This is a genomic window from Pseudomonas sp. B21-056, from assembly GCF_026016325.1.
Taxonomy (GTDB): Bacteria; Pseudomonadota; Gammaproteobacteria; order Pseudomonadales; family Pseudomonadaceae; genus Aquipseudomonas.
In genome coordinates this window covers 932,144-957,863 of the sequence record NZ_CP087203.1, presented here as the reverse complement: position 1 = coordinate 957,863, position 25,720 = coordinate 932,144, and the positions used below count along the sequence as shown (strand labels likewise).

The 25,720-nt window shown below is 60.0% G+C and carries 20 protein-coding genes; 14 read left to right on the top strand and 6 right to left on the bottom strand.

Translation table 11 applies throughout. From position 1 onward, the window contains the following. Positions 1-36 precede the first annotated feature (36 nt). From LOY67_RS04040 to LOY67_RS04000, 9 genes are all read left to right on the top strand, one after another. Positions 37-1,638, top strand: a complete 1,602-nt coding sequence (locus tag LOY67_RS04040) for an ABC transporter substrate-binding protein (protein WP_265066049.1) — start codon at positions 37-39, stop codon at positions 1,636-1,638. A 255-nt stretch (positions 1,639-1,893) separates the two neighbouring features. Continuing rightward, positions 1,894-3,519, top strand: coding sequence for an ABC transporter substrate-binding protein (locus LOY67_RS04035; RefSeq protein WP_265066048.1), 1,626 nt, complete (start codon positions 1,894-1,896; stop codon positions 3,517-3,519). Positions 3,520-3,965: 446 nt separating this feature from the next. Beyond that, complete coding sequence (locus LOY67_RS04030) at positions 3,966-5,570, top strand: ABC transporter substrate-binding protein (RefSeq protein WP_265066047.1); 1,605 nt, start codon at positions 3,966-3,968, stop codon at positions 5,568-5,570. A gap of 170 nt (positions 5,571-5,740) precedes the next feature. Further along, positions 5,741-7,114 (top strand): OprD family porin, encoded by a 1,374-nt coding sequence (locus LOY67_RS04025; protein WP_265066046.1) that lies wholly within the window; start codon positions 5,741-5,743, stop codon positions 7,112-7,114. A 75-nt stretch (positions 7,115-7,189) separates the two neighbouring features. Next, a complete protein-coding gene (locus tag LOY67_RS04020) occupies positions 7,190-8,785 on the top strand; it encodes an ABC transporter substrate-binding protein (protein WP_265066045.1) in 1,596 nt (531 codons plus the stop codon). A gap of 75 nt (positions 8,786-8,860) precedes the next feature. Continuing rightward, positions 8,861-9,871 (top strand): ABC transporter permease subunit, encoded by a 1,011-nt coding sequence (locus LOY67_RS04015; protein WP_265066044.1) that lies wholly within the window; start codon positions 8,861-8,863, stop codon positions 9,869-9,871. A 10-nt stretch (positions 9,872-9,881) separates the two neighbouring features. Continuing rightward, positions 9,882-10,793 (top strand): ABC transporter permease subunit, encoded by a 912-nt coding sequence (locus LOY67_RS04010; RefSeq protein WP_265066043.1) that lies wholly within the window; start codon positions 9,882-9,884, stop codon positions 10,791-10,793. A 10-nt stretch (positions 10,794-10,803) separates the two neighbouring features. Continuing rightward, positions 10,804-11,772 (top strand): ABC transporter ATP-binding protein, encoded by a 969-nt coding sequence (locus LOY67_RS04005; RefSeq protein ID WP_265066042.1) that lies wholly within the window; start codon positions 10,804-10,806, stop codon positions 11,770-11,772. Next, positions 11,772-12,752 (top strand): peptide ABC transporter ATP-binding protein, encoded by a 981-nt coding sequence (locus tag LOY67_RS04000; RefSeq protein WP_041020612.1) that lies wholly within the window; start codon positions 11,772-11,774, stop codon positions 12,750-12,752. Before LOY67_RS04005 ends, LOY67_RS04000 begins: the two co-directional genes overlap by 1 nt. Before the next feature lie 126 nt (positions 12,753-12,878). Here the strand turns inward: LOY67_RS04000 and LOY67_RS03995 are convergent, their stop codons facing one another. Together LOY67_RS03995 and LOY67_RS03990 are read right to left on the bottom strand one after the other, a co-directional pair. After that, positions 12,879-13,121, bottom strand: a complete 243-nt coding sequence (locus LOY67_RS03995; RefSeq protein ID WP_265066041.1) for a hypothetical protein — start codon at positions 13,119-13,121, stop codon at positions 12,879-12,881. A 327-nt stretch (positions 13,122-13,448) separates the two neighbouring features. Further along, entirely contained in the window at positions 13,449-15,032 is a 1,584-nt protein-coding gene (locus LOY67_RS03990; RefSeq protein ID WP_265066040.1) for a peptide chain release factor 3, read from the bottom strand. A 329-nt stretch (positions 15,033-15,361) separates the two neighbouring features. On the opposite strand from LOY67_RS03990, the gene LOY67_RS03985 reads away from it, so the two are divergent. The 5 genes from LOY67_RS03985 (at position 15,362) to LOY67_RS03965 (ending at position 20,458) form a co-directional block, all read left to right on the top strand. After that, positions 15,362-16,078, top strand: coding sequence for an ABC transporter permease (locus LOY67_RS03985; RefSeq protein WP_265066039.1), 717 nt, complete (start codon positions 15,362-15,364; stop codon positions 16,076-16,078). Between the two features lie 24 nt (positions 16,079-16,102). Beyond that, on the top strand, positions 16,103-16,996 hold the full coding sequence (locus LOY67_RS03980) for a glycine betaine ABC transporter substrate-binding protein (protein ID WP_265066038.1): 894 nt from the start codon (positions 16,103-16,105) through the stop codon (positions 16,994-16,996). A gap of 10 nt (positions 16,997-17,006) precedes the next feature. After that, on the top strand, positions 17,007-17,660 hold the full coding sequence (locus tag LOY67_RS03975; RefSeq protein ID WP_265066037.1) for an ABC transporter permease: 654 nt from the start codon (positions 17,007-17,009) through the stop codon (positions 17,658-17,660). Beyond that, complete coding sequence (locus LOY67_RS03970; RefSeq protein ID WP_265066036.1) at positions 17,657-18,814, top strand: betaine/proline/choline family ABC transporter ATP-binding protein; 1,158 nt, start codon at positions 17,657-17,659, stop codon at positions 18,812-18,814. The genes LOY67_RS03975 and LOY67_RS03970 overlap by 4 nt, the downstream gene beginning before the upstream one ends. A 480-nt stretch (positions 18,815-19,294) precedes the next feature. Beyond that, complete coding sequence (locus tag LOY67_RS03965; RefSeq protein ID WP_144922662.1) at positions 19,295-20,458, top strand: type III PLP-dependent enzyme; 1,164 nt, start codon at positions 19,295-19,297, stop codon at positions 20,456-20,458. A 50-nt stretch (positions 20,459-20,508) separates the two neighbouring features. Here the strand turns inward: LOY67_RS03965 and LOY67_RS03960 are convergent, their stop codons facing one another. From LOY67_RS03960 to LOY67_RS03945, 4 genes are all read right to left on the bottom strand, one after another. Next, positions 20,509-21,417: a hypothetical protein gene (locus LOY67_RS03960; RefSeq protein ID WP_265066035.1), complete on the bottom strand. Its 909-nt coding sequence runs from the start codon at positions 21,415-21,417 to the stop codon at positions 20,509-20,511. A gap of 117 nt (positions 21,418-21,534) precedes the next feature. Then, complete coding sequence (locus LOY67_RS03955; protein ID WP_265066034.1) at positions 21,535-23,814, bottom strand: alpha-xenorhabdolysin family binary toxin subunit A; 2,280 nt, start codon at positions 23,812-23,814, stop codon at positions 21,535-21,537. 251 nt (positions 23,815-24,065) lie between these two features. Beyond that, positions 24,066-24,833 (bottom strand): tetratricopeptide repeat protein, encoded by a 768-nt coding sequence (locus LOY67_RS03950; RefSeq protein ID WP_265066033.1) that lies wholly within the window; start codon positions 24,831-24,833, stop codon positions 24,066-24,068. Next, the gene (locus tag LOY67_RS03945) at positions 24,834-25,514 is read right to left on the bottom strand and encodes a Fe2+-dependent dioxygenase (protein WP_265066032.1); all 681 of its coding nucleotides are present in this window, start codon (positions 25,512-25,514) and stop codon (positions 24,834-24,836) included. Positions 25,515-25,720: the final 206 nt, after the last annotated feature.

Genomic DNA, 25,720 nt, shown 5'->3' with positions numbered 1-25,720 from the left:
CTCCATGAAAACCGTCACCACGCCCCAAGGGATTTCATGGACAGAACCACTTTCCAACCATTGCTGCTCACTCTCGCCCTGATCAGCTGCGCCCCCCTGGCCCAGGCCGCCACCACCCTGGTCTACTGCTCCGAAGCCAGCCCCGCCGGGTTCGACCCCAGCCAATACACCAGCGGCACCGACTTCGATGCTTCGGCCGAAACCGTCTTCAACCGTCTCACTCAGTTCAAGCGCGGTGGCACCGAGGTCGAGCCGGGGTTGGCGACGAGCTGGGATGTCTCCGCCGATGGCCTGATCTACACCTTCCACCTGCGCGACGGCGTGAAATTCCATACCACCGACTACTTCAGCCCCACCCGCGACTTCAACGCCGACGACGTGGTGTTCACCTTCCAGCGCCTGCTCGATCCGCAACAGCCGTTCCGCCAGGCCTACCCGACCGAGTCGCCCTACTTCACCGACATGGGCCTGAACACCACGATCAAGAGCGTCGAGAAAGTCGACGAGCACACCGTGCGCTTCAACCTGAACAACGTCGATGCCGCGTTCGTGCAGAACCTGGCAATGAGTTTCGCTTCCGTACAGTCCGCCGAATACGCGGCGCAGTTGCTCAAGGAAGGCAAGGCCGGCGACCTCAACCAGAAGCCCGTCGGCACCGGTCCGTTCGTGTTCAAGCGCTACCAGAAGGACTCGCAGATCCGCTACGCCGCCAATACGGCCTACTGGAAACCCGAGGACGTGAGGGTCGATAACCTGATCTTCTCCATCACCCCCGACGCCGCCGTGCGCCTGCAAAAGCTCAAGCGCAACGAATGCCAGGTCAGCGGCTACCCGCGCCCGGCGGACATCGAGGTGATGGAACAGGACCCGAACCTGCAAGTGCTCAGGCAGCCCGGCTTCAACCTGGGTTTCCTGGCCTACAACGTCACGCACCCGCCCCTGGACCAACTCAAGGTGCGCCAGGCGTTGGACATGGCCATCGATAAGCCGGCGATCATCAAGGCGGTGTACCAGAGCGCCGGGCAACTGGCGCAGAATGCCCTGCCGCCGGCCCAGTGGTCATTCGACCCGGCGATCAAGGACGCACCCCATGACGTGACCAAGGCCAAGGCGCTACTCAAGGAAGCCGGGGTTGCGCCCGGTACCACCATCAATTTGTGGGCGATGACGGTGCAACGCGCGTCCAACCCCAACGCACGGATGTCGGCGCAGATGATCCAGCAGGATTGGGCGAAAATCGGCATCAAGGCCAACATCGTCAGCTACGAATGGGGCGAGTACATCAAGCGCGCCAAGAATGGTGAACACGACGCGATGATCTATGGTTGGACCGGCGACAACGGCGACCCGGACAACTGGCTCGGCGTGCTCTACAGCTGCGCGGCGGTCAAGGGCAGCAACTACGCCAAGTGGTGCGACCCGGCCTACGACAAGCTGATCCAGCAAGCCAAGGTCTCCACCGACCGCCAGCAACGGATCGACCTGTACCGACAGGCGCAGCAAATCCTCAAGCAACAGGTGCCGATTACACCGATTGCCAACTCCACGGTGTTCCAGCCGATAAACAGGCATGTGGTGGATTTCAAGCTCAGCCCGTTTGGCCTCACACCCTTCTACGGCGTGGGTTTGCAACAGTAGAGCCCGCCCCAATCCGGTGCGCGAAAGCCCTATCGCGCACCGATTAAAGGCAATACATGCACCAAAAAAAACGGCGCAAACGATCAACTGTGCCAGAACTTACACAGATGCGACATTAAGGTACGTTCGTGCCACTGATTCAGATTTGGACCCGCTCTGGATCTTGCATTGGGTATGGGGCCTGCATAAGTATCCGCAGGACGACTCACGAGGTCGCCCTCAAATCCAAAAATGACAACAAATCATGAGGCCAACATGCTTAAACACGCGGTCATTCCGTTTTTAGTCGGCGCCAGCCTATTAGCCAGCGCACCCTTCGCCTCTGCGGCGACTAACCTGGTGTTCTGCTCCGAAGGCAGCCCGGCTGGCTTCGACCCGGGTCAATACACCACCGGAACCGACTTCGACGCCTCTGCTGAAACCATCTTCAACCGCCTCACCCAGTTCGAACGCGGCGGCACCGCCGTGATCCCGGGCCTGGCGACCAAGTGGGACATTTCCGAAGACGGCCTCACCTACACCTTCCATCTGCGCGATGGCGTCAAGTTCCATACCACCCCGTACTTCAAGCCGACCCGTGAGTTCAACGCCGACGACGTGCTGTTCACGTTCAACCGCATGATCAACAAGGACGATCCGTTCCGTAAGGCGTACCCGACCGAGTTCCCGTACTTCACCGACATGGGCATGGACACCAACATCGCCAAGGTCGAGAAGCTCGACGACAAGACCGTCAAGTTCACCCTCAACGCCGTCGATGCCGCGTTCATCCAGAACATGGCGATGCACTTCGCATCGATCCAGTCCGCCGAATACGCCGCCCAGTTGCTCAAGGAAGGCAAGCCTTCGGATATCAACCAGAAGCCGATCGGCACTGGTCCGTTCGTGTTCAAGAGCTACCAGAAAGACTCGAACATCCGCTTCACCGGCAACAAGGACTACTGGCTTCCGGAAGACGTGAAGATCGACAACCTGATCTTCGCCATCACTACCGACCCGTCGGTACGTATCCAGAAGCTGAAGAAAAACGAATGCCAGGTCACCCTCTTCCCGCGCCCTGCCGACCTGCAGGCCATCCGTGAAGACAAGAACCTGAAGATGCCGGACCAGCCGGGCTTCAACCTGGGCTACATCGCCTACAACGTGATGGACAAGATCAAGGGCAGCGACCAGCCCAACCCGATGGCCCAACTGAAAGTGCGCCAGGCACTGGACATGGCCGTCAACAAGCAGCAGATCATCGACTCGGTGTACCAGGGCGCAGGCCAACTGGCGGTCAACGCCATGCCGCCGACCCAGTGGTCCTACGACACCACCATCAAGGATGCAGGCTACAACCCTGAGAAAGCCAAGCAGCTGCTCAAGGAAGCGGGCATCAAGGAAGGTACCGAAATCAACCTGTGGGCGATGCCGGTCCAGCGCCCGTACAACCCCAACGCCAAGCTGATGGCTGAAATGCTGCAGTCCGACTGGGCCAAGATCGGCATCAAGGCCAAGATCGTCACCTACGAGTGGGGCGAGTACATCAAGCGTTCCAAGGGCGGCGAGAACGGCGCGATGCTGATCGGCTGGAGCGGCGACAACGGTGACCCGGACAACTGGCTCAACGTGCTGTTCGGTTGCGACTCGCTGCAGGGCAACAACTTCTCCAAGTGGTGCGACAAGAAGTTTGACGACATCGTCAAGCAGGCCAAGCGCACATCGGATCAGGCCAAGCGCACCGAGTTGTACAAGCAGGCGCAACACATCCTCAAGGATGCTGTGCCGATGACACCTATCGCTCACTCGACGGTGTTCCAACCCATGCGCACCAACGTGCAGGATTTCAAGATCAGCCCATTCGGCTTGAACTCCTTCTACGGTGTCAGCGTCAGCAAATAAGGTGCGGGCCAGTTAAACAACTAGCTGCATAGAACTCTTGTGGCGAGGGGATTTATCCCCGTTGGGGCGCGAAGCGGCCCTAAAGAGCCGACCCCGCTGTGTCAGGCATATAAAGGTGCCAGCCATTGGGGCCGCTTCGCAGTCCAGTGGGGCGGTGCGACGCTTCGCTAAATCCCCTCGCCACAAGAGCGGCATGCAGCTTGGTTTTTCTTGACTGACTGGCATGACTGCAACAGCGCTTTTAAACGCGCCATTGCCTTACCTGCCGAGCCCCCGGAAATCGCCTACATCCCGAAGCCTCTGCATACCCGACAGTGGATCGAGGCTCCACGGCTTTTCTCACCTGCAACATCGCTGCACGCAATGGAATGAGCTCAGTGTCCCGGACCTGTCCCCGGATGGACGCCGGTTCACTGTTAAACACCCCGAACGAAAGAGGGAGCGTCATGCGCCATACCCTGGTTTTATCTGCATTGCTGAGTACCGGCCTGATGGCCGCGACATCCGTGGCCCAGGCCGCTGCCGGCGGCAGCCTGGTGTTCTGCTCCGAAGGCAGCCCCGCTGGTTTCGACACCGCGCAGTACACCACCGCCACCGACAACGATGCCGCCGAACCGCTGTACAACCGCCTGGCCGAGTTTGAAAAGGGCGCGACCAATGTCGTACCGGGCCTTGCGACGAGCTGGGATATTTCCGAAGACGGCCTGAAATACACCTTCCATTTGCGCGAAGGGGTGAAATTCCATAGCACCGACTACTTCACGCCGACCCGGGACTTCAACGCCGACGACGTGCTGTTCACCTTCAACCGCATGCTCGATCCGCAGCATCCGTTCCGCAAGGCCTACCCCACCGAGTTCCCGTACTTCAACGGCATGAGCCTGAACAAGAACATCGCCAAGGTGGAGAAGACCGGGCCATTGACCGTGGTCATGACCCTCAACAGCGTCGACGCCGCGTTCATCCAGAACATCGCCATGAGCTTCGCCGCGATCCTGTCGGCCGAGTACGCCGACCAGCTACTGAAGAATGGCAAGCCGAGCGACATCAACCAGAAACCCATCGGTACCGGCCCATACGAGTTCAAGAGCTACCAGAAAGACTCCAACATCCGCTACGTCGCCAACACCCAGTACTGGGCACCGGAACGGGTCAAGCTGAAAAACCTGATCTTCTCCATCAACACCGACGCCTCGGTACGGGTGCAGAAGCTCAAGGCCAACGAATGCCAGGTCACCCTGCATCCGCGTCCAGCCGATGTGCCGGCCCTGAAGAACGATCCCAAGCTGCAGTTGATCGAGAAGCCCGGCTTCAACCTTGGCTACATCGCCTATAACACCCGCCACAAACCGTTCGACCAGGTCGAAGTGCGCCGTGCGCTGGACATGGCGGTGAACAAGCAGGGCATCCTCAACGCCGTGTACCAGGGCGCGGGGCAACTGGCGGTCAACGCCATGCCACCGACCCAGTGGTCCTACGACGACACGATCAAGGACGCGGCCTACAACCCGGAAAAAGCCAAGGAATTGCTCAAGGCCGCCGGGGTCAAGGAAGGTACCGAAATCACCCTCTGGGCCATGCCCGTGCAACGCCCGTACAACCCCAACGCCAAGTTGATGGCCGAGATGCTCCAGGCCGACTGGGCGAAAATCGGCCTGAAGGTGAAGATCGTCAGCTACGAATGGGGCGAGTACATCAAGCGCACCAAGAATGGTGAGCACGACATCAGCCTGATCGGCTGGACCGGTGACAACGGTGACCCGGACAACTGGCTGGGCACGCTGTATAGCTGCGACGCCATTGGCGGCAACAACTACTCCATGTGGTGCGACCAGGATTACGACAAGCTGATCAAGCAGGCCAAGGTCGTCACCGACCGCGACCAACGCACCGTGCTCTACAAACAGGCCCAGCAGTTGCTCAAGCAGCAAGTGCCGATCACCCCGGTTGCCCACTCGACGGTCAACCAGCCGCTGAGTGCCAAAGTCGAGGGGTTCAAGGTCAGCCCCTTCGGTCGCAACGTGTTCTCGGGCGTCAGCCTGAACCCATAACCGATCAGTCCTACAGCGAGGGCCCCTTGGGGCTCTCACGCAGATGTCTTGCCGTAATTCGCCGATCAGGCCTACTGCAAACGTTTGCGATCTGTAGTCAGCAGCAAAACCGACAGCCGTATCACCCAAAAAGACCGGCATTGATAAAGAAAGAAAAAGGAGCGTTACCCATGAAACTGAGCAGCACCGCGTTACTGGCCCTGGCCATCAGCAGCGTTACCGCCACGGCGTACGCAGAGCAGCAAAGCCAGGCATTCGTGCCGACCGAACTGGCGAGTACCAGCGCCCAATCCGAAGCCAAGGGCTTCATCGACGGCCAAAGCCTGTCGGGCACTACGCGCAACTGGTATGCCAATGAGTTATTGAAACGCGGAAACTTCAGCTATCAGAAACACGGTGAGACACGCCCCACCGATCGTCGTATCAACTGGGTCCAGGGCACCATCCTCAACTACACCTCGGGCTTCACTCAGGGCACCGTGGGTTTCAGTACCGAAGTCGCGGCCTACAACGCAGTGGTCCTGGATCGCAGCCGCAAGGACATTGCCAACGGTGGTAACCGCACCCTGGCCGAGAACAACGGCGATGCCGTGGACCAGTGGAGCAAGCTGGGCCTGGCCAACGTAAAGGCCCGGATTTCCAACACCACCCTGACCGCGGGTCGCCAGAACTTCAGCACCCCGATCGTCGACGTGATCGGCAACCGTCCGCTGCCTTCGAGTTTCGAGGGTGTGAGCTTGCACAGCGAAGAGTTCAGCAACCTGTCGTTCGATGCCGGCGTATTTGACCGCGTCTCGCCGCGTACAGAACAGAGCCTGTCGAAATTCCGCTCCGAGTACACCAACAACGGCGCAGAAACCGACAAGGTCAGCGTCGTCGGCCTGAACTATCAGCCGCTCAAGAGCTTGAAGACCAGCCTGTACGCCTCCCAGGTCGAAGACTTCTGGAACCAGTACTACTTCGGTGCCACCCACGAACTGGGCGACGCCTCGGTCCTGGCATTGACCACCGGCCTGAACTACTACAAGACCGTGGACGAAGGTAAAAAGGAGATGGGTGAGATCGACAACGACACCTACTCCCTGTCGCTGGGCCTGACCCATCAAGCTCACAGCCTGACCTTCTCCTACCAGGAAGTGAACGGTAACGAGTACTTCGACTACCTGCACGAAACCAACGGCATCTACCTGGCCAACTCCCTGCTGTCGGACTTCAACGGCCCGAACGAGAAATCCTTCCAGATTGCCTATGGCATCAACATGGCCGAATACGGCGTGCCAGGCCTGAAGTTCAACGTCTACCGCGCTCGCGGCTGGGGCATCGACGGCACCCACTACACCGGTACCGCGTATGACGTACGTGGCATGGATGACGAGAACCACTATGAAACCGGCGTCGGCGCGTCCTATGCCGTACAGAGCGGCCCTCTGAAAGCCACGGCCATTCGTGCTACCTACACTGAACACCGTTCCAGCCGCAACCAGGCCGACGGCAGCATCAACGAGTTCCGCCTGGTCACCACCGTCCCGTTCAACATTCTCTAAACCCATCGCCGCACGACAGACCCACAAGGTCGGTCGTGCGGTTTTTTGCGTTCTACCGATTGCAGAGGATTGCCGATGAACATGATCCCCCTACGCGCAGCCATCGCCGCTGCGTTGCTGAGTGTCGCCGTTGGCGCCACGGCCAAACCCCTCGTGGTTTGTACAGAAGCCAGCCCGGAAGGCTTCGACATGGTCCAGTACACGACTGCAGTCACTGCCGACGCCGTGGCGGAAACCATTTTCAATCGCCTGGCCGACTTCAAGCCCGGCACCACCGAAGTGATTCCGGCCCTGGCCGAATCCTGGGACATCAGTGACGATGGCCTGACGTACACCTTCCACCTGCGCAAAGGCGTCAAGTTCCACACCACCGAATACTTCAAGCCGACCCGCGACATGAACGCCGACGATGTGGTCTGGAGCTTTCAGCGCCAGCTGGACCCGAATCATCCGTGGCACAAACTGTCGAGCGTGGGCTTCCCCTACTTTGAAAGCATGGGCTTCAAAGAACTGTTGAAAAGTGTCGAGAAAGTCGACGAGCACACGGTCAAGTTCACCCTGACCCGCCGCGAAGCGCCGTTCCTGGCCGACATCGCCATGGCCTTCTCCTCGATCTACCCGGCCGAATACGCCGACCAGTTGCTCAAGGCCAACAAGGCCGGCGACCTCAACAGCAAGCCGGTCGGCACCGGGCCGTTCATCTTCCAGCGCTACAACAAGGACGCCCAGGTTCGCTTCAAGGCCAACCCGGACTACTTCCGCGGCAAGCCGCCGGCCGATGCGCTGGTACTGGCCATCGCCACCGACAACAACGTGCGCCTGCAAAAGCTCAAGGCCAATGAATGCCAGGTCGCGCTGTACCCCAAGCCCGATGACATCCCGAGCATCAAGAAAGACGCCAACCTGAAAGTCGACGAACTGGACGCCATGACCGTGTCCTACGTCGCCCTGAACACCCAGCACAAATACATGAGCGATGTGCGGGTGCGCAAAGCCATCGACATCGCTTTCGACAAGGAAGCCTACGTCAACGCGCTGTTCGGCAAGGGCAACGCCACCGTGGCGGTCAACCCCTACCCACCGACGCTGCTGGGCTTCAATCACGAGCTGAAGAACCCGCCCCGGGACCTGGACAAAGCCCGTCAGTTGCTCAAGGAAGCCGGCGTGCCGGAAGGCACCGTGTTCACCCTGTTCACCCGCAACGGCGGCGGCCCGACCAACCCCAACCCGATGCTCGGCGCGCAGATGATGCAGGCGGACCTGGCAAAAGTCGGGATCAAGGTCGACATCCGTGTGATGGAATGGGGCGAAATGCTCAAGCGCGCGAAAAATGGCGAGCACGACATGGTGTCCGCCGGATGGGCGGGCGATAACGGCGACCCGGATAACTTCCTGACGCCTATGCTCAGTTGCGAGGCGGCCAAGAACGGCGAAAACTATGCGCGCTGGTGCAACGAGAGGTTCCAGGCGCTGATCGACCAGGCCCGCGCCACAGTGAACCCAGAAGAGCGGATCAAGCTCTATGAACAGGCCCAGGTGATTTTCAACCAGGACCAGCCGTGGATCAGCATGGCCCACACGCGCATGTTCACGGCCATGCGCAAGAACGTAGAGGGCTATTCCATTAGCCCGCTGACCACCAACAACTTCGCCACTACCCAGGTGAAGTAGATAAGAAAGCGTCCGGCATCCCTTGACCCAAGGGCTGCCGGACATGCCTAACCGGCTGATGAGGTACACCTGAAGATGTTTAGTTTTATTGCCCGCCGACTGGGATTACTGATCCCCACGTTCTTCGGCATCACCTTGCTGACCTTCGCGTTGATTCGCATGATCCCCGGCGACCCCGTGGAAGTGATGATGGGCGAACGTCGGGTCGATCCCGAAATGCATGCTCAGGCAATGGAACGCCTTGGCCTCAACAAGCCGCTGTATGCCCAGTACCTGGACTACATCGGCAAACTGGCCCACGGTGATCTCGGCGAATCGCTGCGCACCCGCGAAAGCGTCTGGACCGAGTTCAGCTCCCTGTTTCCCGCGACCCTGGAACTGTCCATGGCCGCCCTGTTGTTCGCCGGTATCCTGGGCCTGCTGGCCGGGGTGATCGCGGCACTCAAGCGAGGGTCCCTGTTCGACCATGGGGTGATGGGCATCTCCCTGGCGGGGTATTCGATGCCGATCTTCTGGTGGGGCCTGATCCTGATCATGTTCTTCTCGGTGTCCCTGGGCTGGACCCCGGTGTCGGGGCGCATCGACCTGCTGTACGACATCGAGCCAAGAACCGGCTTCATGCTGATCGACACCCTGCTCGCCGATGAGCCGGGCGCGTTCCTCGATGCGCTGCACCACCTGATCCTGCCGGCCATCGTGCTGGGCACCATTCCGCTGGCGGTGATCGCCCGCATGACCCGTTCTTCGATGCTCGAAGTGCTGCGCGAAGACTACATCCGCACCGCCCGTGCCAAAGGCCTGTCGCCGGCGCGCGTGGTGTTCGTCCACGGCCTGCGCAACGCGCTGATCCCGGTGCTGACCGTGGTCGGCCTGCAGGTCGGCACATTGCTGGCCGGTGCGGTCCTGACCGAAACGATCTTCTCCTGGCCGGGTATCGGCAAGTGGCTGATCGAAGCCATCGGCGCCCGGGACTACCCCGTGGTGCAGAACGGCATCCTGTTAATCGCCTGCCTGGTGATTCTGGTCAACTTCGTCGTGGACATCCTCTACGGCTTTGCCAACCCACGCATCCGTCACCAGCGCTGAGATCAAATCCATGAGTACTCCAACTCCTTCGGTAGCAGTCGATCAAAGCCTGCTGTACCCGTCCCTGTACAAAGAATTCTGGCAAGCGTTTTCCCGTAACAAGGGCGCCGTGGCCGGGCTGATGTTCATGATCCTGGTGGTGTTCTGCGCGCTCTTCGCCCCGTGGGTCGCGCCTCACGACCCGAGCGAGCAGTACCGCGACTTCCTGCTGACGCCGCCGGCCTGGCTCGAAGGCGGGCAACTGCAGTTCCTGCTGGGCACCGACGAACTGGGCCGCGATTTGCTGTCCCGGCTGATCCAGGGTTCGCGCCTGTCGCTGCTGATCGGCTTGTCGTCGGTGGTGATGTCGCTGATCCCGGGCATCCTGCTGGGCCTGTTCGCCGGGTTCTTCCCGCGCATCCTCGGCCCGACCATCATGCGCCTGATGGACATCATGCTGGCCCTGCCCTCGCTGCTGCTGGCCGTGGCGATCGTCGCCATCCTCGGCCCAGGCCTGATCAACACCGTGATCGCCATCGCCATCGTGTCCCTGCCGTCCTACGTGCGCCTGACCCGCGCCGCCGTCATGGGCGAACTGAACCGCGACTACGTGACCGCCGCCCGCCTGGCCGGTGCCGGCCTGCCGCGCTTGATGTTCATCACCGTGCTGCCCAACTGCATGGCACCGCTGATCGTCCAGGCCACGCTGAGCTTTTCCTCGGCAATCCTCGACGCCGCCGCCCTGGGCTTCCTCGGCCTGGGTGTCCAGCCGCCGACCCCGGAATGGGGCACCATGCTGGCCTCGGCCCGCGACTACATCGAACGTGCCTGGTGGGTCGTGAGCCTGCCTGGCCTGACCATTTTGCTCAGCGTGCTGGCAATCAACCTGATGGGCGACGGGCTGCGCGATGCGCTGGACCCGAAACTCAAGAATGCCGCCTGAGGAGATTCCCATGTCACTGCTAGAAATCAAGAATCTCAACGTCCGCTTTGGCGACGCCACCGCCGTGCCGGTGGTCGACGGCCTGGACCTGAGCGTGGAAAAAGGCGAAGTACTGGCGATTGTCGGCGAATCGGGTTCGGGCAAATCCGTGACCATGATGGCGCTGATGGGGCTGATCGAGCACCCCGGCATCGTCACCGCCGATGCGCTGAACTTCGACGGCAAGAACATGCTCAAGCTCAGCGCCCGCCAGCGCCGGCAGATCGTCGGCAAGGACCTGGCAATGGTGTTCCAAGACCCGATGACCGCGCTCAACCCCAGCTACACCGTGGGTTTCCAGATCGAAGAAGTACTGCGCCTGCACTTGAAGATGTCCGGCAAGGCCGCCCGCAAGCGTGCCATCGAACTGCTGGAAAAAGTCGAGATCCCGGGAGCCGCCAGCCGCATGGAGGCTTATCCTCATCAACTGTCCGGCGGCATGAGCCAGCGCGTGGCGATTGCCATGGCGATTGCCGGCGAGCCGAAACTGCTGATCGCCGACGAACCGACCACCGCCCTGGACGTGACCATCCAGGCGCAGATCATGGACCTGTTGCTGGCGCTGCAAAAAGAGCAGGAGATGGGCCTGGTGTTGATCACCCACGACCTCGCCGTCGTGGCGGAAACCGCCCAGCGCGTCTGTGTGATGTACGCCGGTCAAGCCGTGGAAGTGGGCAAGGTGCCGCAGCTGTTCGACATTCCGGCCCACCCGTACAGCGAAGCCTTGCTGGCGGCGATTCCGGAACACAGCATGGGTGCCGAGCGCCTGGCGACGCTGCCGGGCATCGTCCCCGGTCGCTACGACCGTCCGCAAGGTTGCCTGCTGTCGCCACGCTGCCCCTACGTGCAGGACAACTGCCGCCAACAACGCCCTGCCCTTGACCCGAAAACCAACAGCCTCGCCCGCTGCTTCTACCCGTTGAACCAGGAGGTGGCGTGATGGCCGTCGTACTTACCGCCCGTGACCTGACCCGTCACTACGAAGTGTCCCGTGGCATGTTCAAGGGCCATGCGACCGTGCGCGCCCTCAACGGCGTGTCGTTCGAACTCGAGGCCGGCAAGACCCTGGCCGTGGTGGGCGAATCCGGTTGCGGCAAATCCACCCTCGCCCGGGCGCTGACTCTGATCGAAGAGCCGTCCTCGGGCTCGTTGAAAATCGCCGGGCAGGAAGTGGCCGGCGCCAACAAGGCCGAGCGCAAGCAGTTGCGCAAAGACGTGCAGATGGTGTTCCAGAGCCCTTACGCGTCCCTCAACCCGCGGCAGAAGATCGGCGATCAACTGGCCGAACCGCTGCTGATCAACACCAACCTGTCGGCCACCGAGCGGCGGGAAAAAGTCCAGGCGATGATGAAGCAGGTGGGCTTGCGCCCCGAGCACTATCAGCGCTACCCGCACATGTTCTCCGGCGGCCAGCGCCAACGCATCGCCCTGGCCCGCGCCATGATGCTGCAACCCAAGGTGCTGGTGGCGGACGAACCGACGTCGGCGCTGGACGTGTCGATCCAGGCCCAGGTACTCAACCTGTTCATGGATCTGCAGCAGGAGTTCAACACCGCCTACGTGTTCATTTCCCACAACCTGGCGGTGGTGCAACACGTCGCCGACGATGTGATGGTGATGTACCTCGGCCGCCCGGTAGAAATGGGCCCCAACGAGTCGATCTACAGCCGCCCGTTGCATCCGTACACCCAGGCGCTGCTGTCGGCCACCCCGACCATCCACCCGGACCCGAACAAGCCGAAGATCAAGATCGTCGGCGAGCTACCCAACCCGCTCAACCCACCGTCCGGCTGTGCCTTCCACAAGCGCTGCCCATACGCCACCGAGCGCTGCAAGACCGAAGAGCCGGCCCTGCGCCCACTCGATAATCGGTTGGTAGCGTGCCATTACGCCGAGCAGTTCCTCGACGGCGCGGCGTAATACCCACCGAAACCGTGGCGAGGGAGCTTGCTCCCGCTGGGTCGCGAAGCGGCCCCTTTTCGGGGACTGCTGCGCAGTCCAGCGGGAGCAAGCTCCCTCGCCACGGTCTTCTGCTTGTCGGGGAGGCTACGTCTGGCTATCGCCTTCGTCACTTTCATCCCCATCGTCCGGCTCATCAATCGTCGAGTCATCGTTGTCCTGATCCCCCGGCTGGGTTTCGGACGCCGCCACCATCATTCCCCCCTGCACCACTTGCCCACTCGAGGCATGTTGCCCGTGGTCGACGCACTCCGCCCATACGGCGCTGGAGCCCAGGGACAGCATCACCAAAACCTTCAGTAACAACAGCACACGCAGAAACCTGTTCATAACCGATTCCTCTTTCCTGGATAAAGCCGGGACCCCACGGCGTTCAGGAAATCTAGTCCCGAACAGGCTGGCTCGTAAGACTAGGACGCAGAACCGGGGGCAGAATGCCGCTGGGGGACAGATCACTTTCGAATAGAGTCAATTCCAAACCGCTATGAACTGTGGGAGCGAGCCTGCTCGCGATAGCGGTCTGTCAGCTGCATCAATATCGAATGGTCTGTCGCCATCGCGAGCAAGCTCGCTCCCACAGGGTCAGCGCCGTAACGAGCAGGTATAAAAAAGCCCCGCAGCTTTCGCAACGGGGCTTTGGGTCTTGCGGCTCAGCGCTTAGTGATGCTCACGGGTCGCGCGGAATTTCACGTCCGGCCAGCGCTCTTCCATCAGCGCCAGGTTGACCCGGGTCGGGGCCAGGTAGGTCAGGTGACCGCCGCCGTCCAGCGCCAGGTTCTCCACAGCCTTGTTGGTGAATTCCTCAAGTTTTTTCTTGTCGGCGCAATCGACCCAACGGGCCGAGTACACGGTGATCGGCTCATAGGAGCATTCGACCTTGTATTCCTCTTTCAAGCGGCTGGCGACCACATCGAACTGCAGCACGCCGACCGCACCGAGGATGATGTCGTTGCTGCGCTCCGGGAAGAACACCTGGGTGGCGCCCTCTTCGGCCAGTTGCTGCAGGCCCTGGCGCAGTTGCTTGGACTTGAGCGGGTCTTTCAGGCGGACGCGGCGGAACAGTTCCGGGGCGAAGTGCGGGATGCCGGTGAACCCCAGGGCTTCACCTTCGGTGAAGGTATCGCCGATCTGGATGGTGCCATGGTTGTGCAGACCGATGATGTCACCGGCGAAGGCTTCTTCCAGTTGCTCGCGTTCCGAGGAGAAGAAGGTCAGGGCGTCGCCGATGCGCACGTCCTTGCCGGTGCGCACGTGGCGCATCTTCATGCCTTTTTCGTATTTGCCGGAGCAGATGCGCATGAACGCGATGCGGTCGCGGTGCTTGGGGTCCATGTTCGCCTGGATCTTGAAGATGAAGCCCGAGAACTTCTCTTCCACCGGCTCCACGGTGCGCTCGTTGGCGACCCGCGGCAGCGGACGCGGGGCCCAGTCGACCACGGCATCGAGCACATGATCCACACCGAAGTTGCCCAGCGCGGTCCCGAAGAACACCGGGGTCATCTGGCCATCGATGAACGCCTGTTGGTCGAACTCATGGCAGGCGCCCTGCACCAGCTCCAGTTGCTCGACGAAGCGCTCGTACTCGTCGCCCAGGTGGGCGCGGGCTTCGTCCGAGTCGAGCTTTTCGATGATCCTGGTTTCGGTGCGCTCATGCCCGTGGCCGGCGGTGTAGACGATGATGTAATCATCGGCCAGGTGGTACACGCCTTTGAAGTCGCGGTAGCAACCGATCGGCCAGGTGATCGGCGCGGCCTTGATCTTCAGGACCGCTTCGATCTCGTCGAGCAGTTCGATCGGGTCGCGGATGTCGCGGTCGAGTTTGTTGATGAAGCTGACAATCGGCGTGTCCCGCAGCCGGCAGACTTCCATCAGCGCGATGGTCCGTGGCTCGACGCCTTTACCACCGTCAAGCACCATCAGCGCCGAGTCCACCGCGGTCAGGGTGCGGTAGGTGTCTTCGGAGAAGTCTTCGTGGCCCGGGGTGTCGAGCAGGTTGATCATGTGCTCGCGATACGGGAACTGCATGACCGACGTGGTAATGGAAATACCCCGCTGCTTTTCCATCTCCATCCAGTCGGAGGTGGCATGGCGGTCGGACTTGCGCGATTTCACCGTGCCGGCAACCGCAATCGCCTTGCCCATCAGCAGGAGCTTCTCGGTGATGGTGGTCTTACCGGCATCGGGGTGGGAAATAATGGCGAAAGTGCGGCGTTTCGCGACTTCGGCGGCCTGTTTGGTCATGGGAAATCGCCTGGCAGGTGATTCAAAAAAGGGCGGCGATTATAGCTCAACTTGTGCCAGGAACCGAACCGTTGAGCACATCGAAGGTGGCCGGATGCTTCCCGGCATGGGAACCTTTTGTCCCGTGGAGACGTCCACCCCCCTGCTGCATCTGTTCGTCAGGGGCTGAAAAATCAGCAAGTTAGCCTGACGAGGCTGCGCTCATGGCTCGATCTGCATGCCGTTTACCGGCATTGAAAAGAGCTGCTTCTCGCGAACGTTTTCCCGGCAACCCTACGGTCTGCCGCCCGGGGAAGCGCGCGCCGACTGAAAGACAAAGGAGTCCGCCTGTGGCTATCCGCTATGGCAAAGGGCTGACAGGGGGTGTCGTCGTCGCCACCCTCCTGGCCCTGCTGGTCCATTGGATCGGTATCGATACGATCCAGCATTATCGCGACGACCTGCTGTTCTACCTGCAAGCCCACCTGATGCTGGTACTGGTTTCCATGCTGGCGGCCCTGATCGTGGGCATCCCCGCCGGCATCGTCCTCAGCCGGCCCGGCATGGTCGGACGCGCCGAGCGCTTCATGCAAGTCTTCAACATCGGCAACACCGTGCCGCCCCTGGCCGTGCTGGCCATCGCCCTCGGCGTGTTGGGGATCGGCAGCGGGCCGGCCATCTTCGCCCTGTTCCTCGCCTCGCTGCTGCCCATCGTGCGCAACACCTATGAAGGCCTGAAAAACGTCCAGGGTTCTCTCAAGGAAGCCGCCACCGGCATCGGCATGACCCCGCGCCAGGTGCTGTGGAAAGTCGAGTTGCCCAACGCCGTGCCGATCATCGTCGGCGGCGTGCGCGTTGCCCTGGCGATCAATGTCGGCACCGCGCCGCTGGCGTTCCTGATCGGTGCCAACAGCCTGGGCAGCCTGATCTTCCCCGGCATTGCCTTGAACAATCAGCCGCAACTGTTGCTCGGCGCCGCCTGCACCGCCCTGCTGGCGTTGTTGCTCGACGGCCTGGTGACACTGGCCAGCCGCCTCTGGCTGGAACGTGGTCTGCGACCGTCCTAAAGCCGGCTGGATAAAGGAATCATCATGAAGAAGTTGAGCTTGATACTGGGCTGCGTCCTGCTGTTTGCAGGATTTGCCCAAGCGGCGGACAAACCTGTGATCCGCCTCGGCGCCCGGGTCTTCACCGAGCAGACGCTGCTGGCGGAAATCACCGCGCAATACCTGCGCAGCAAAGGCTACGACGCGCAGATCACTGGAGGACTGGGCAGCAACCTGGCCCGCAGCGCCCATGAAACCGGACAGCTGGACCTGCTCTGGGAATACACCGGCGTGTCACTGGTGGCCTACAACCATGTCACGGAGAAACTCGACAGCGCCCAGTCCTATGCCCGAGTAAAGGAACTTGACGCGAAAAAGGGCCTGGCCTGGCTGGCACCGTCGAAGTTCAGCAACACCTACGCCCTGGCCCTGCCGGAAAAAGTCGCCCGCCAATACCCGCAGATCAACAACATCAGCCAGTTGACCAGCGTACTGCAGGCCGAAGCGGACGAGAATCACTTGGTGGCCCTCGACACCGAGTTCGCCAATCGTTCCGACGGCCTGGCCGGCATGGTCGAGCAATACGGCATGACCCTGACCCGCGAGAATATCCGCCAGATGGACGCAGGGCTGGTCTACACCGCCCTGCGCAACGGCCAGGTTTTCGCCGGCCTGGTGTACACCACCGATGGCCGGCTGAACGCCTTCAAGTTGAAATTGCTCGAGGACGACAAGCACTACTTCCCCGACTACACCGCCGCGCCGGTGGTGCGCCAGGCGTTCCTCGACGCACATCCGCAACTGGCCGCGCAACTCAAGCCCCTGGCCGAGCTGTTCGACGATGAAACCATGCGCCAGCTCAATGCCCGTGTGGACGTCAACCATGAGAGCCCTTCTGTGGTGGCCGCCGATTTCCTGCGCCAGCACCCCATCAACTGAGGAAAAAGCCATGGAATTGTTGAACGCCTTTTCCCATCTCGACTGGCAGCAGGTGATGCACCTGACCTGGCAGCACATCACGCTGGTGGGCATTGCCGTGAGCCTGGCGATTCTCATCGGCGTGCCGCTGGGTATTTTCATGACCCGCTTCCCGGCACTGGCCGGGCCGTTGCAGGCCAGCGCCACGGTGCTGCTGACGATCCCGTCGATTGCGCTGTTCGGTCTGTTGTTGCCGTTCTATTCCAAATTCGGCCAGGGCCTGGGGCCAATGCCGGCGATCACCGCCGTGTTCCTGTATTCCCTGCTGCCGATCATGCGCAACACCTACCTGGCCCTCACCGGCGTTGAACCGGGCATCCGTGAAGCCGCCCGCGGCATCGGCATGACCTTCGGCCAGCGCCTGCGCATGGTCGAGCTGCCCATCGCCGTGCCGGTGATCCTCGCCGGCGTGCGCACCGCCGTGGTCATGAACATCGGCGTCATGACCATCGCCGCCACCATCGGCGCCGGCGGTCTCGGCGTATTGATCCTGGCCTCCATCAGCCGCAGCGACATGTCGATGCTGATCGTCGGCGCCGTGCTGGTCAGCCTCCTGGCCATCGTCGCCGACCTGCTTCTGCAATGGCTGCAACGCTCGCTGACTCCAAAAGGACTCCTCAAATGATCGAACTTCAAAACCTCAGCAAAACCTTCAAGAGCAACGGCAAGGACGTGAAAGCCGTGGACTCGGTGAACCTGACCGTCAATGAAGGCGAGATCTGCGTATTCCTCGGGCCGTCGGGCTGTGGCAAGAGCACCACGCTGAAGATGATCAATCGCCTGATCAAGCCGACCTCGGGCAAGATCCTGATCAACGGCGAAGACACCACCGATCTCGACGAAGTGACCCTGCGCCGCAACATCGGCTACGTGATCCAGCAGATCGGCCTGTTCCCGAACATGACCATCGAGGAGAACATCGTGGTGGTGCCGAAACTGCTCGGCTGGGACAAGCAGCGATGCCACGACCGCGCCCGCGAGTTGATGAGCATGATCAAGCTCGAACCCAAACAGTACCTGCATCGCTATCCCCGTGAACTGTCGGGCGGCCAGCAACAACGGATCGGCGTGATCCGCGCCCTGGCAGCCGACGCGCCGTTGCTGCTGATGGACGAACCCTTCGGCGCGGTGGACCCGATCAACCGCGAGATGATCCAGAACGAGTTCTTCGACATGCAGCGGGCGCTGAACAAGACCGTGATCATGGTCAGCCACGACATCGACGAAGCCATCAAGCTGGGGGACAGGATCGCGATTTTCCGCGCCGGCAAGTTGGTCCAGTGTGATCATCCGGACACGCTGCTGGCGCACCCGGTCGACGAGTTCGTCAGCAACTTCGTCGGCCAGGACAGCACGCTCAAGCGACTGCTGCTGGTCAAGGCCGAGGACGCGGCCGACAACGCGCCGTCGGTCAGCCCGGAAACCCCGGTGGCCGAGGCGCTGGAATTGATGGATGAACATGACCGTCGCTACGTGGTGGTCACCTGTGCCGAGAACAAGGCGCTGGGCTATGTGCGCCGTCGCGACCTGCACCGCCAGACCGGCACCTGCGCGCAATTCCTGCGGGAGTTCAACGCCACGGCGGCCTATGACGAGCACTTGCGGATCCTGCTGTCGCGCATGTACGAGTTCAACCGCTCGTGGCTGCCGGTGATGAATGCCGAACGGGTATTCCTCGGCGAGGTGACCCAGGAATCGATTGCCGAGTACCTGAGTTCCGGCAGGTCTCGTGGCGGTAAGACCAGCATCGTGTCGCCGGCCGAAACCGCGCAAGCCTGATACCCACCCACTGATGGTTCCCACGCTCCGCGTGGGGCCCCCTCAACGGACGCTCCGCGTTCGGCTTTGGGGACGCAGAGCGTCCCGGGCTGCATGCCCACGCAGAGCGTGGGAACGATCAGCAAACAACCCGATGACTCATCCATCGGGAACATCAATCCGTCACACAGGTCGGTTACATCAAGAGCTGTCGCGGGCCGCACGACGGATGTGTGCAAAAACGCGACATTTTTAGTTGATCTCAGGCCCCTCACGCCCTAAAGTTCGCGCCGAACGTCCATGCTGGAAACGATCCATCCGGCTCAAGTACTGACGACGAGACAGCAAGGCCAAGGGATGCACGCAACCCATGGCCTTTTTGCTTTCGGCGACATGCCTTGGGAAGTAGGCGAACCAAAGTGGGGATACGGAGGACGTTCACGAGGGCAGCTTGCCCTCAAACCCATTGATCCTGATGTTTGCCAGTAGGAGTCCCAACGTATGTCGATCCAGGTCGAAGATTATTTCGCGCGCGAAACCTTTCAGAAAATGAAGGCATTCGCCGACAAGCAGGAAACCCCGTTCGTGGTGATCGACACCGCGATGATCTCCCAGGCCTACGATGACCTGCGCGCAGGTTTCGAGTTCGCCAAGGTCTACTACGCCGTCAAGGCCAACCCGGCGGTGGAAATCATCGACCTGCTCAAGGAAAAGGGCTCGAACTTCGACATCGCCTCGATCTATGAGCTGGACAAGGTCCTGAGCCGGGGCGTAACCCCCGACCAGATCAGCTACGGCAACACCATCAAGAAGTCCCGGGACATCCGCTACTTCTACGACAAGGGCGTGCGCCTGTACGCCACCGACTCCGAAGCCGACCTGCGCAACATCGCCAAGGCCGCTCCAGGTTCGAAAGTCTACGTACGCATCCTGACCGAAGGTTCGACCACCGCCGACTGGCCCCTGTCGCGCAAGTTCGGCTGCCAGACCGACATGGCCATGGACCTGCTGATCCTGGCCCGCGACCTGGGCCTGGTGCCGTACGGCATCTCGTTCCACGTCGGCTCGCAACAGCGCGACATCAGCGTCTGGGATGCGGCCATCGCCAAGGTCAAGGTGATCTTCGAACGTCTTAAAGAAGAAGACGGCATCGAGCTGAAGCTGATCAACATGGGCGGCGGCTTCCCGGCCAACTACATCACCCGCACCAACAGCCTGGAAACCTACGCCGAGGAAATCATCCGTTTCCTCAAGGAAGACTTCGGCGACGACCTGCCGGAAATCATCCTCGAGCCGGGCCGTTCGCTGATTGCCAACGCCGGTATCCTGGTCAGCGAAGTGGTGCTGGTCGCCCGTAAATCCCGTACCGCCGTCGAGCGTTGGGTCTACACGGACGTGGGCAAGTTCTCCGGCCTGATCGAAACCATGGACGAAGCCATCAAGTTCCCGATCTGGACCGAGAAGAAAGGCGAGATGGAAGAAGTGGTCATCGCCGGCCCGACCTGCGACAGCGCCGACATCATGTACGAGAACTACAAGTACGGCCTGCCGCTGAACCTGGCCATCGGTGATCGCCTGTACTGGCTGTCGACCGGTGCCTACACCACCAGCTACAGCGCTGTGGAATTCAATGGCTTTCCGCCGCTGAAGTCGTTCTACGTGTAATTTGTTGATTGCTTGAGGCCGAAAGCCCGTGACCATGTCACGGGCTTTTTTCATGGTTTCAATCGCAAAGACATCCTGGCCAAGGCGTCAGCCATCCTGCCCAGTTCTTCCAGTGAATGAGCGATCTGGAGAAAGGAACTCCTGGCCCGCCTCAAACTTTGGTGACGATCGTTGGCTTGAAGCTCGCGCTTCACCTGGGTCAGGAAATAATTCAGGCGATGACAAAAATCCGAAAGGTTGTTGCTCGCCGAAATAGCATTCGCATAGAGGCCGTCCAATACCCTCAAGTGCTCCCGGGCTTTTTCCCGACGCTGTTCCTGGGTGTAATGGCCGGCGGGGTTGTATTGCATATTTGGCAAGCCTATCCGCCCCATCACGTAATAGGCCTCGATCTTCGAAACAGGTGCATCGCAGGCACATAATCTCAGCGCCAATGTCTCGATGAAACGGGCAAAAACACGATGGATCGTCTGTGAAACTTCAACGATCCTTGCTTTGAAGTACATGGCCTTTTTCGCATATAGATCCAACTGCAGACAAAGGCGGGTAATCAGGTACAGAACATCGGGCGGGCGATTAGTCCCCTGCGAACCGACGTTGATCGGCGTGAAATGCAGCGGATCAACATCTCCGATCAACTGACGCCTTGCCGGCCCGGAAGCTTCCCGGGCCACCTGTTCGAACTCCCTCAAGAAGAGAGAAATCTGCCCGACCAACTGACGTCCCATGTTGCCCAATGCCGGAACAACCCTGACGATTTCCCGCCACCGAGACTCATTGGCGACGGCAGTCCAGGTCAATGTCTGCGCATCCGGCGGAGAAACCAATACATGGCCCGTTCGTTGGATGGAATCCGAAAAGCGCTTGATCTCCGTCAAGGCATCCGGAAGATCACTCAAAAAATCGATGTACCTTCTCAAGGAAGAGAAATTTTTTTCTTCCAGTAAAAAGTCAAACATGACGGGTCACCAGAATTGAACAACTGCCAGGCACCAGCGCGAAGGCTCGTGCAGGCGTCCGGCAGTCGTTTTCGTTATAGATTGACGGCCTGGACAGCCATCAAGGAGTGTTGAAACTCAGCTCAATCGTAACGGCAACGACAGCGGAGCCAGGAACTCGATGAACGTACGGGCCAGCTGGACAAAATCTCTGCTGCGCTCTCCAGGTTCGGCATACTTGCCGGCCTCGATCTGGGCAGCAATTGCCTGGTAGGCGCGAACAACACCTCGGTATTCGCCCACATAGCGCTGGCGCTGGTCGTCGATGGAATGAATGACCTGAAGGAATTGCACCTTACCCTTGAGCGAGGCAAGTTCGTTGTTCTTCATGTCCAGCTCAAGGTCCAGTGACTTGATCTGCCCTGCCAGCCGTTCTCGCTCGCGCACCAAGTCCAGGAACTTGATACTTTCGCCGATCTGCCCAAGGGTCTTTTTCAGTTGTTCGATGGCCAGCATGACCAACTGCATCTCGGGGGGCGCCATACCGAGCTGTGTGACCTGTTCCAATGTCAGTACCAGATCTTTACCGATCTTCTCGACACCGCTTTTTTCAAGAAGAGCAATTGCTTCGCTGATAGCTTTGCGTTCGCCTAGGCGCTCGACCCGTGCTGCCTTCAACTGGTCAACGGCGACGTCGATTGTCCGCTGGTCCTTTTCAAGGTCTTCGATGAAACCCAGGCTCAAGCGTCGATCGTAGATATCATCGATAGCCGAGAGCTGTTCCTCCATTCGACGGAGGGGTTGCTTCATCAAGGCTTCGTTTTTTTTCAATGCTTTAGTTCGCTCCCCCTCGATATCTTCAATATCTTCCTGATCGTCTGCGGCCAGTGCCTTCGCCCAATCATTATCCAGGGTCTCCAGGCGATCAATCTGGCTTTCGAGTGCCATCTTCGTCCTTAATGCCGTCTCGCTCAGCGCACTGGCACTTTTGCTGACGTTGAGCACCACATCATGGAACCGATCATGCAGCTGCGGCAGATACTTCCACTGGATGAAAAGTGCACGGGACTTGACCGCGCCGTCCCTCATCAGGGTCCCGCTCTGGGACATGGCCTTGAGATCGATACTCGGGTAGTCGACGGGGGCCGCCATGAGCATCCGCGCGGAGCGCAACCTGATGCCGTAATTGCGCTCGTACTCTTGATCCGCTTCCTTGAAAACCGCGATCAACGCATCGGCATCAGTCTCGATATATTTCCACGGACTGACCACTTCCTGGAATGCCGACATGAATAGCCTCAATTTCAAGGCATCATCGATTTCGTCGATCTCATCCTGGGAACTCTTTATGTACAGATGCATGACATTCCACACGTGCATCAGGTTCTGCGTAGCGATATCCGCATCGACTGCGACCAATTCGAGTCCTTGCAGGTCGTGTTTTACACGGCTCAAGGAACCCAGGGTCTGGTTCTTGTTCCTGAGTGTCTCAATCGCCGCCTCCTGTTCCTTGTACAGTTGATTCCTTGCGGCGCGAATGCTCTCCGCTTCGACACCCAGGTAGATCGCCATTGCCAGCCCGATCAGATTCATCCCGGCCGCCACGGTAACCGACTGTTCGACCGCTTTCTTGTACTCCTCATTCTTCTCATTGATGTGCACGGCGCGCTTATCGATCTGCACCTTGAGCGCTTCGACTTCGGACGGTAATGAACTGCCGCCAATCAGACTGACACGCAATTTGATACTTGGAAGGACATGTTCACGCAAGTCATAACCAAACTGATCCAATCTTGCCTTGATCGTTTCAACGCTCTTCAGGTTTGCGTTGACCTTTTCGAAAATTTTATTCAGGTAATAACCCAAGTCACTGACCGTATCCTCATCCAGTTCAATACCGGGAAACCGATCACCCATTTCCAGCTGCAATTTTCTCAACTGCGCCAGCGTTGTGATGTTATGTTTTTTCAGCAGACCAGACGCCTTCGCGTCGTCATACACCTCCTCCATGCCCTTGGCATAACCGCGGATGCTGACGGCAAACTGCTTAAGTTGGCTGCCCGTCAACATGATCGATTCACGTAATGGCGACCAGCGTTGCGCGTGGCTCCGGGTAAGGCTGAACGTCCTCAGGAAGTCTTCGGCCCTGAGGCCGGCGCCGCCCCCGGCATCGTCACCGAAGTTAAGATAGTCGCGCACATCCGCCAGGGTAAAAGGCAGTGCCAGGGCGGCCGCCTCATACTTTCGCAGGTCAATGATCTGTTTCTTGGTCAGCAACAGTCCCTTGCCACGGGACTGGGCTTCCTGGTCCGGTGTCGAAGCATTGGCAAGTGTTTTGGGAGCAAGTTGAGCAAAACGGGTTATTTCTGCAGGAGTTGCACCTTCAAGTGCTTTATCCCAAACGGCGTGAGTATTCATAATTAATCCTTTAATTATTTGTTTCTGACCACTGCGCTATTCACTTACTTTCCAAGGAGAGAAATCAATTAAATGGCAGTGACCGCACCCTAGACGATCAAGATGAATGAAGTCAAAGACGGAAAACAATGCAAACATTAACGAATACTACAAATACGGGAAGGGTTTGGTATCAGACGCAACCATTAACCGGTGTCCCCCAATAATAAACGGATCGACACCGAAGCATTAATGACGGGATGCCACTTAGATCAGGAAGGAACGGAAGTTTCCAATACGGCCGTACGCGCTTGATAAGCCGCTACCAACGGCTCCAGACCAGGGAGCCGGACGTGCCGTAATGTGTCAGTCGCGACGCGGAGAAAGTTGGGATTGCCAGCCTCCAGGGCTTGGCGCAACCATGATAGCCCCTCTTCGATGCGTGCTTCGGCCAGCAACACGCAGCCATAACTGAACTGCCCCCGAAAATCGCCACCTTCGGCCGAACGTCGATACCACTCAACCGCCGTCACCGGGTCCGCCGGGCAGTAACGTCCGTCTTCCAGGTACCGCCCCAGCAGGTTCATCGACTTTGCGTGGCCCGACTCGGCGGCGCGACGATAGAGACTCAAGGCCTGCGCCTGGTCCTCGGCCACACCGCGCCCGGTCGCCAGCAGGTTGGCGTAGTTGTACATCCCCCAGTCCAATCCCGCCTCGGCGGCCAGACGGTAATGCCGGGCGGCAACGCGGGCATCGGCGACACAACCCCAACCGTGCTCATGGCAGCGCCCCAGCATGTTGCGCGCCATCGGATGCCCTCGCCGCGCAGCAATATCGAACCAGCGTAGGGCCAGGAGCGGATCCCGGGCGATGCCCTGGCCATCGAGCAGGATCTGCCCCAGCAACGCCTGGGCATCGAGCACGCCTTCGCCCGCTGCGAGCAGAATCGCCTGGGCCGCCCGCGCCGGGCTTTCGTCGAGCATGGCCTTGAGACGCTCGCCGTCGAGCACTTCCTCGCGGCGCAGACGGAAATCCGCCATCTAGACCTCGACCCAGCGGCGCAGCAGGTTGTGGTAGGTGCCGGTCAGGCGAATCAACGAAGGGTGCTCCGGCAGATCGCGGGTCAGGGCCTGGATCGCCCCGTCCATCTCGAACAGCAGTGCTCGCTGGCTGTCTTCGCGCACCAGGCTCTGGACCCAGAAGAACGACGCATAACGGGCGCCACGGGTAACCGGGTTGACCTTGTGCAGGCTGGTGCCCGGGTACAACACCATGTCCCCGGCCGGCAGCTTGACCCGTTGGGTGCCGTAGGTGTCCTGGATCTCCAGCTCACCGCCGTCGTAGTCCTGGGGATCGCTGAAGAACAGAGTGGCCGACAGATCGGTGCGCACCCGCTCGGCGCTGCCCTTGGGTTGGCGCACGGCGTTATCGATGTGGAAATCGAAACTGCCGCCGGCGGTATAGCAGTTCAGCAGCGGCGGGAACACTTTGTGCGGTATCGCGGCGGACATGAACAACGGGTTGTTCCACAACCGTTCGAGCATCGCGGCACCGATTTCCTTGGCCAGGGGATGGCCCTCGGGCAGTTGCAGATTGTGCTTGGCCTTGGCCGACTGGTAACCGGCCGTGATCTTCCCGTCCGCCCACTCGGTCTGCTCCAGCGCCTCGCGAATGCGCTGCACTTCTTCAGGAGAAAACACACCGGGGATGTGCAGCAACATGGGTTAAGGCCTGTGGATAAAACGGGCGCCAATGGTAGTGATTCTTATTGGCTGTGCACAACCCCTGTAACCGTATCAGCCGTCCAAAACCGTAAGACAAATTGTAAAGAACGTAAATTCCTCTCAAATAGCAATATTTCGCAATTGATACAAATACACGTTTACCCTATATTCCGCGGCCTCGAAACCCTGGGGAGGGGATATCC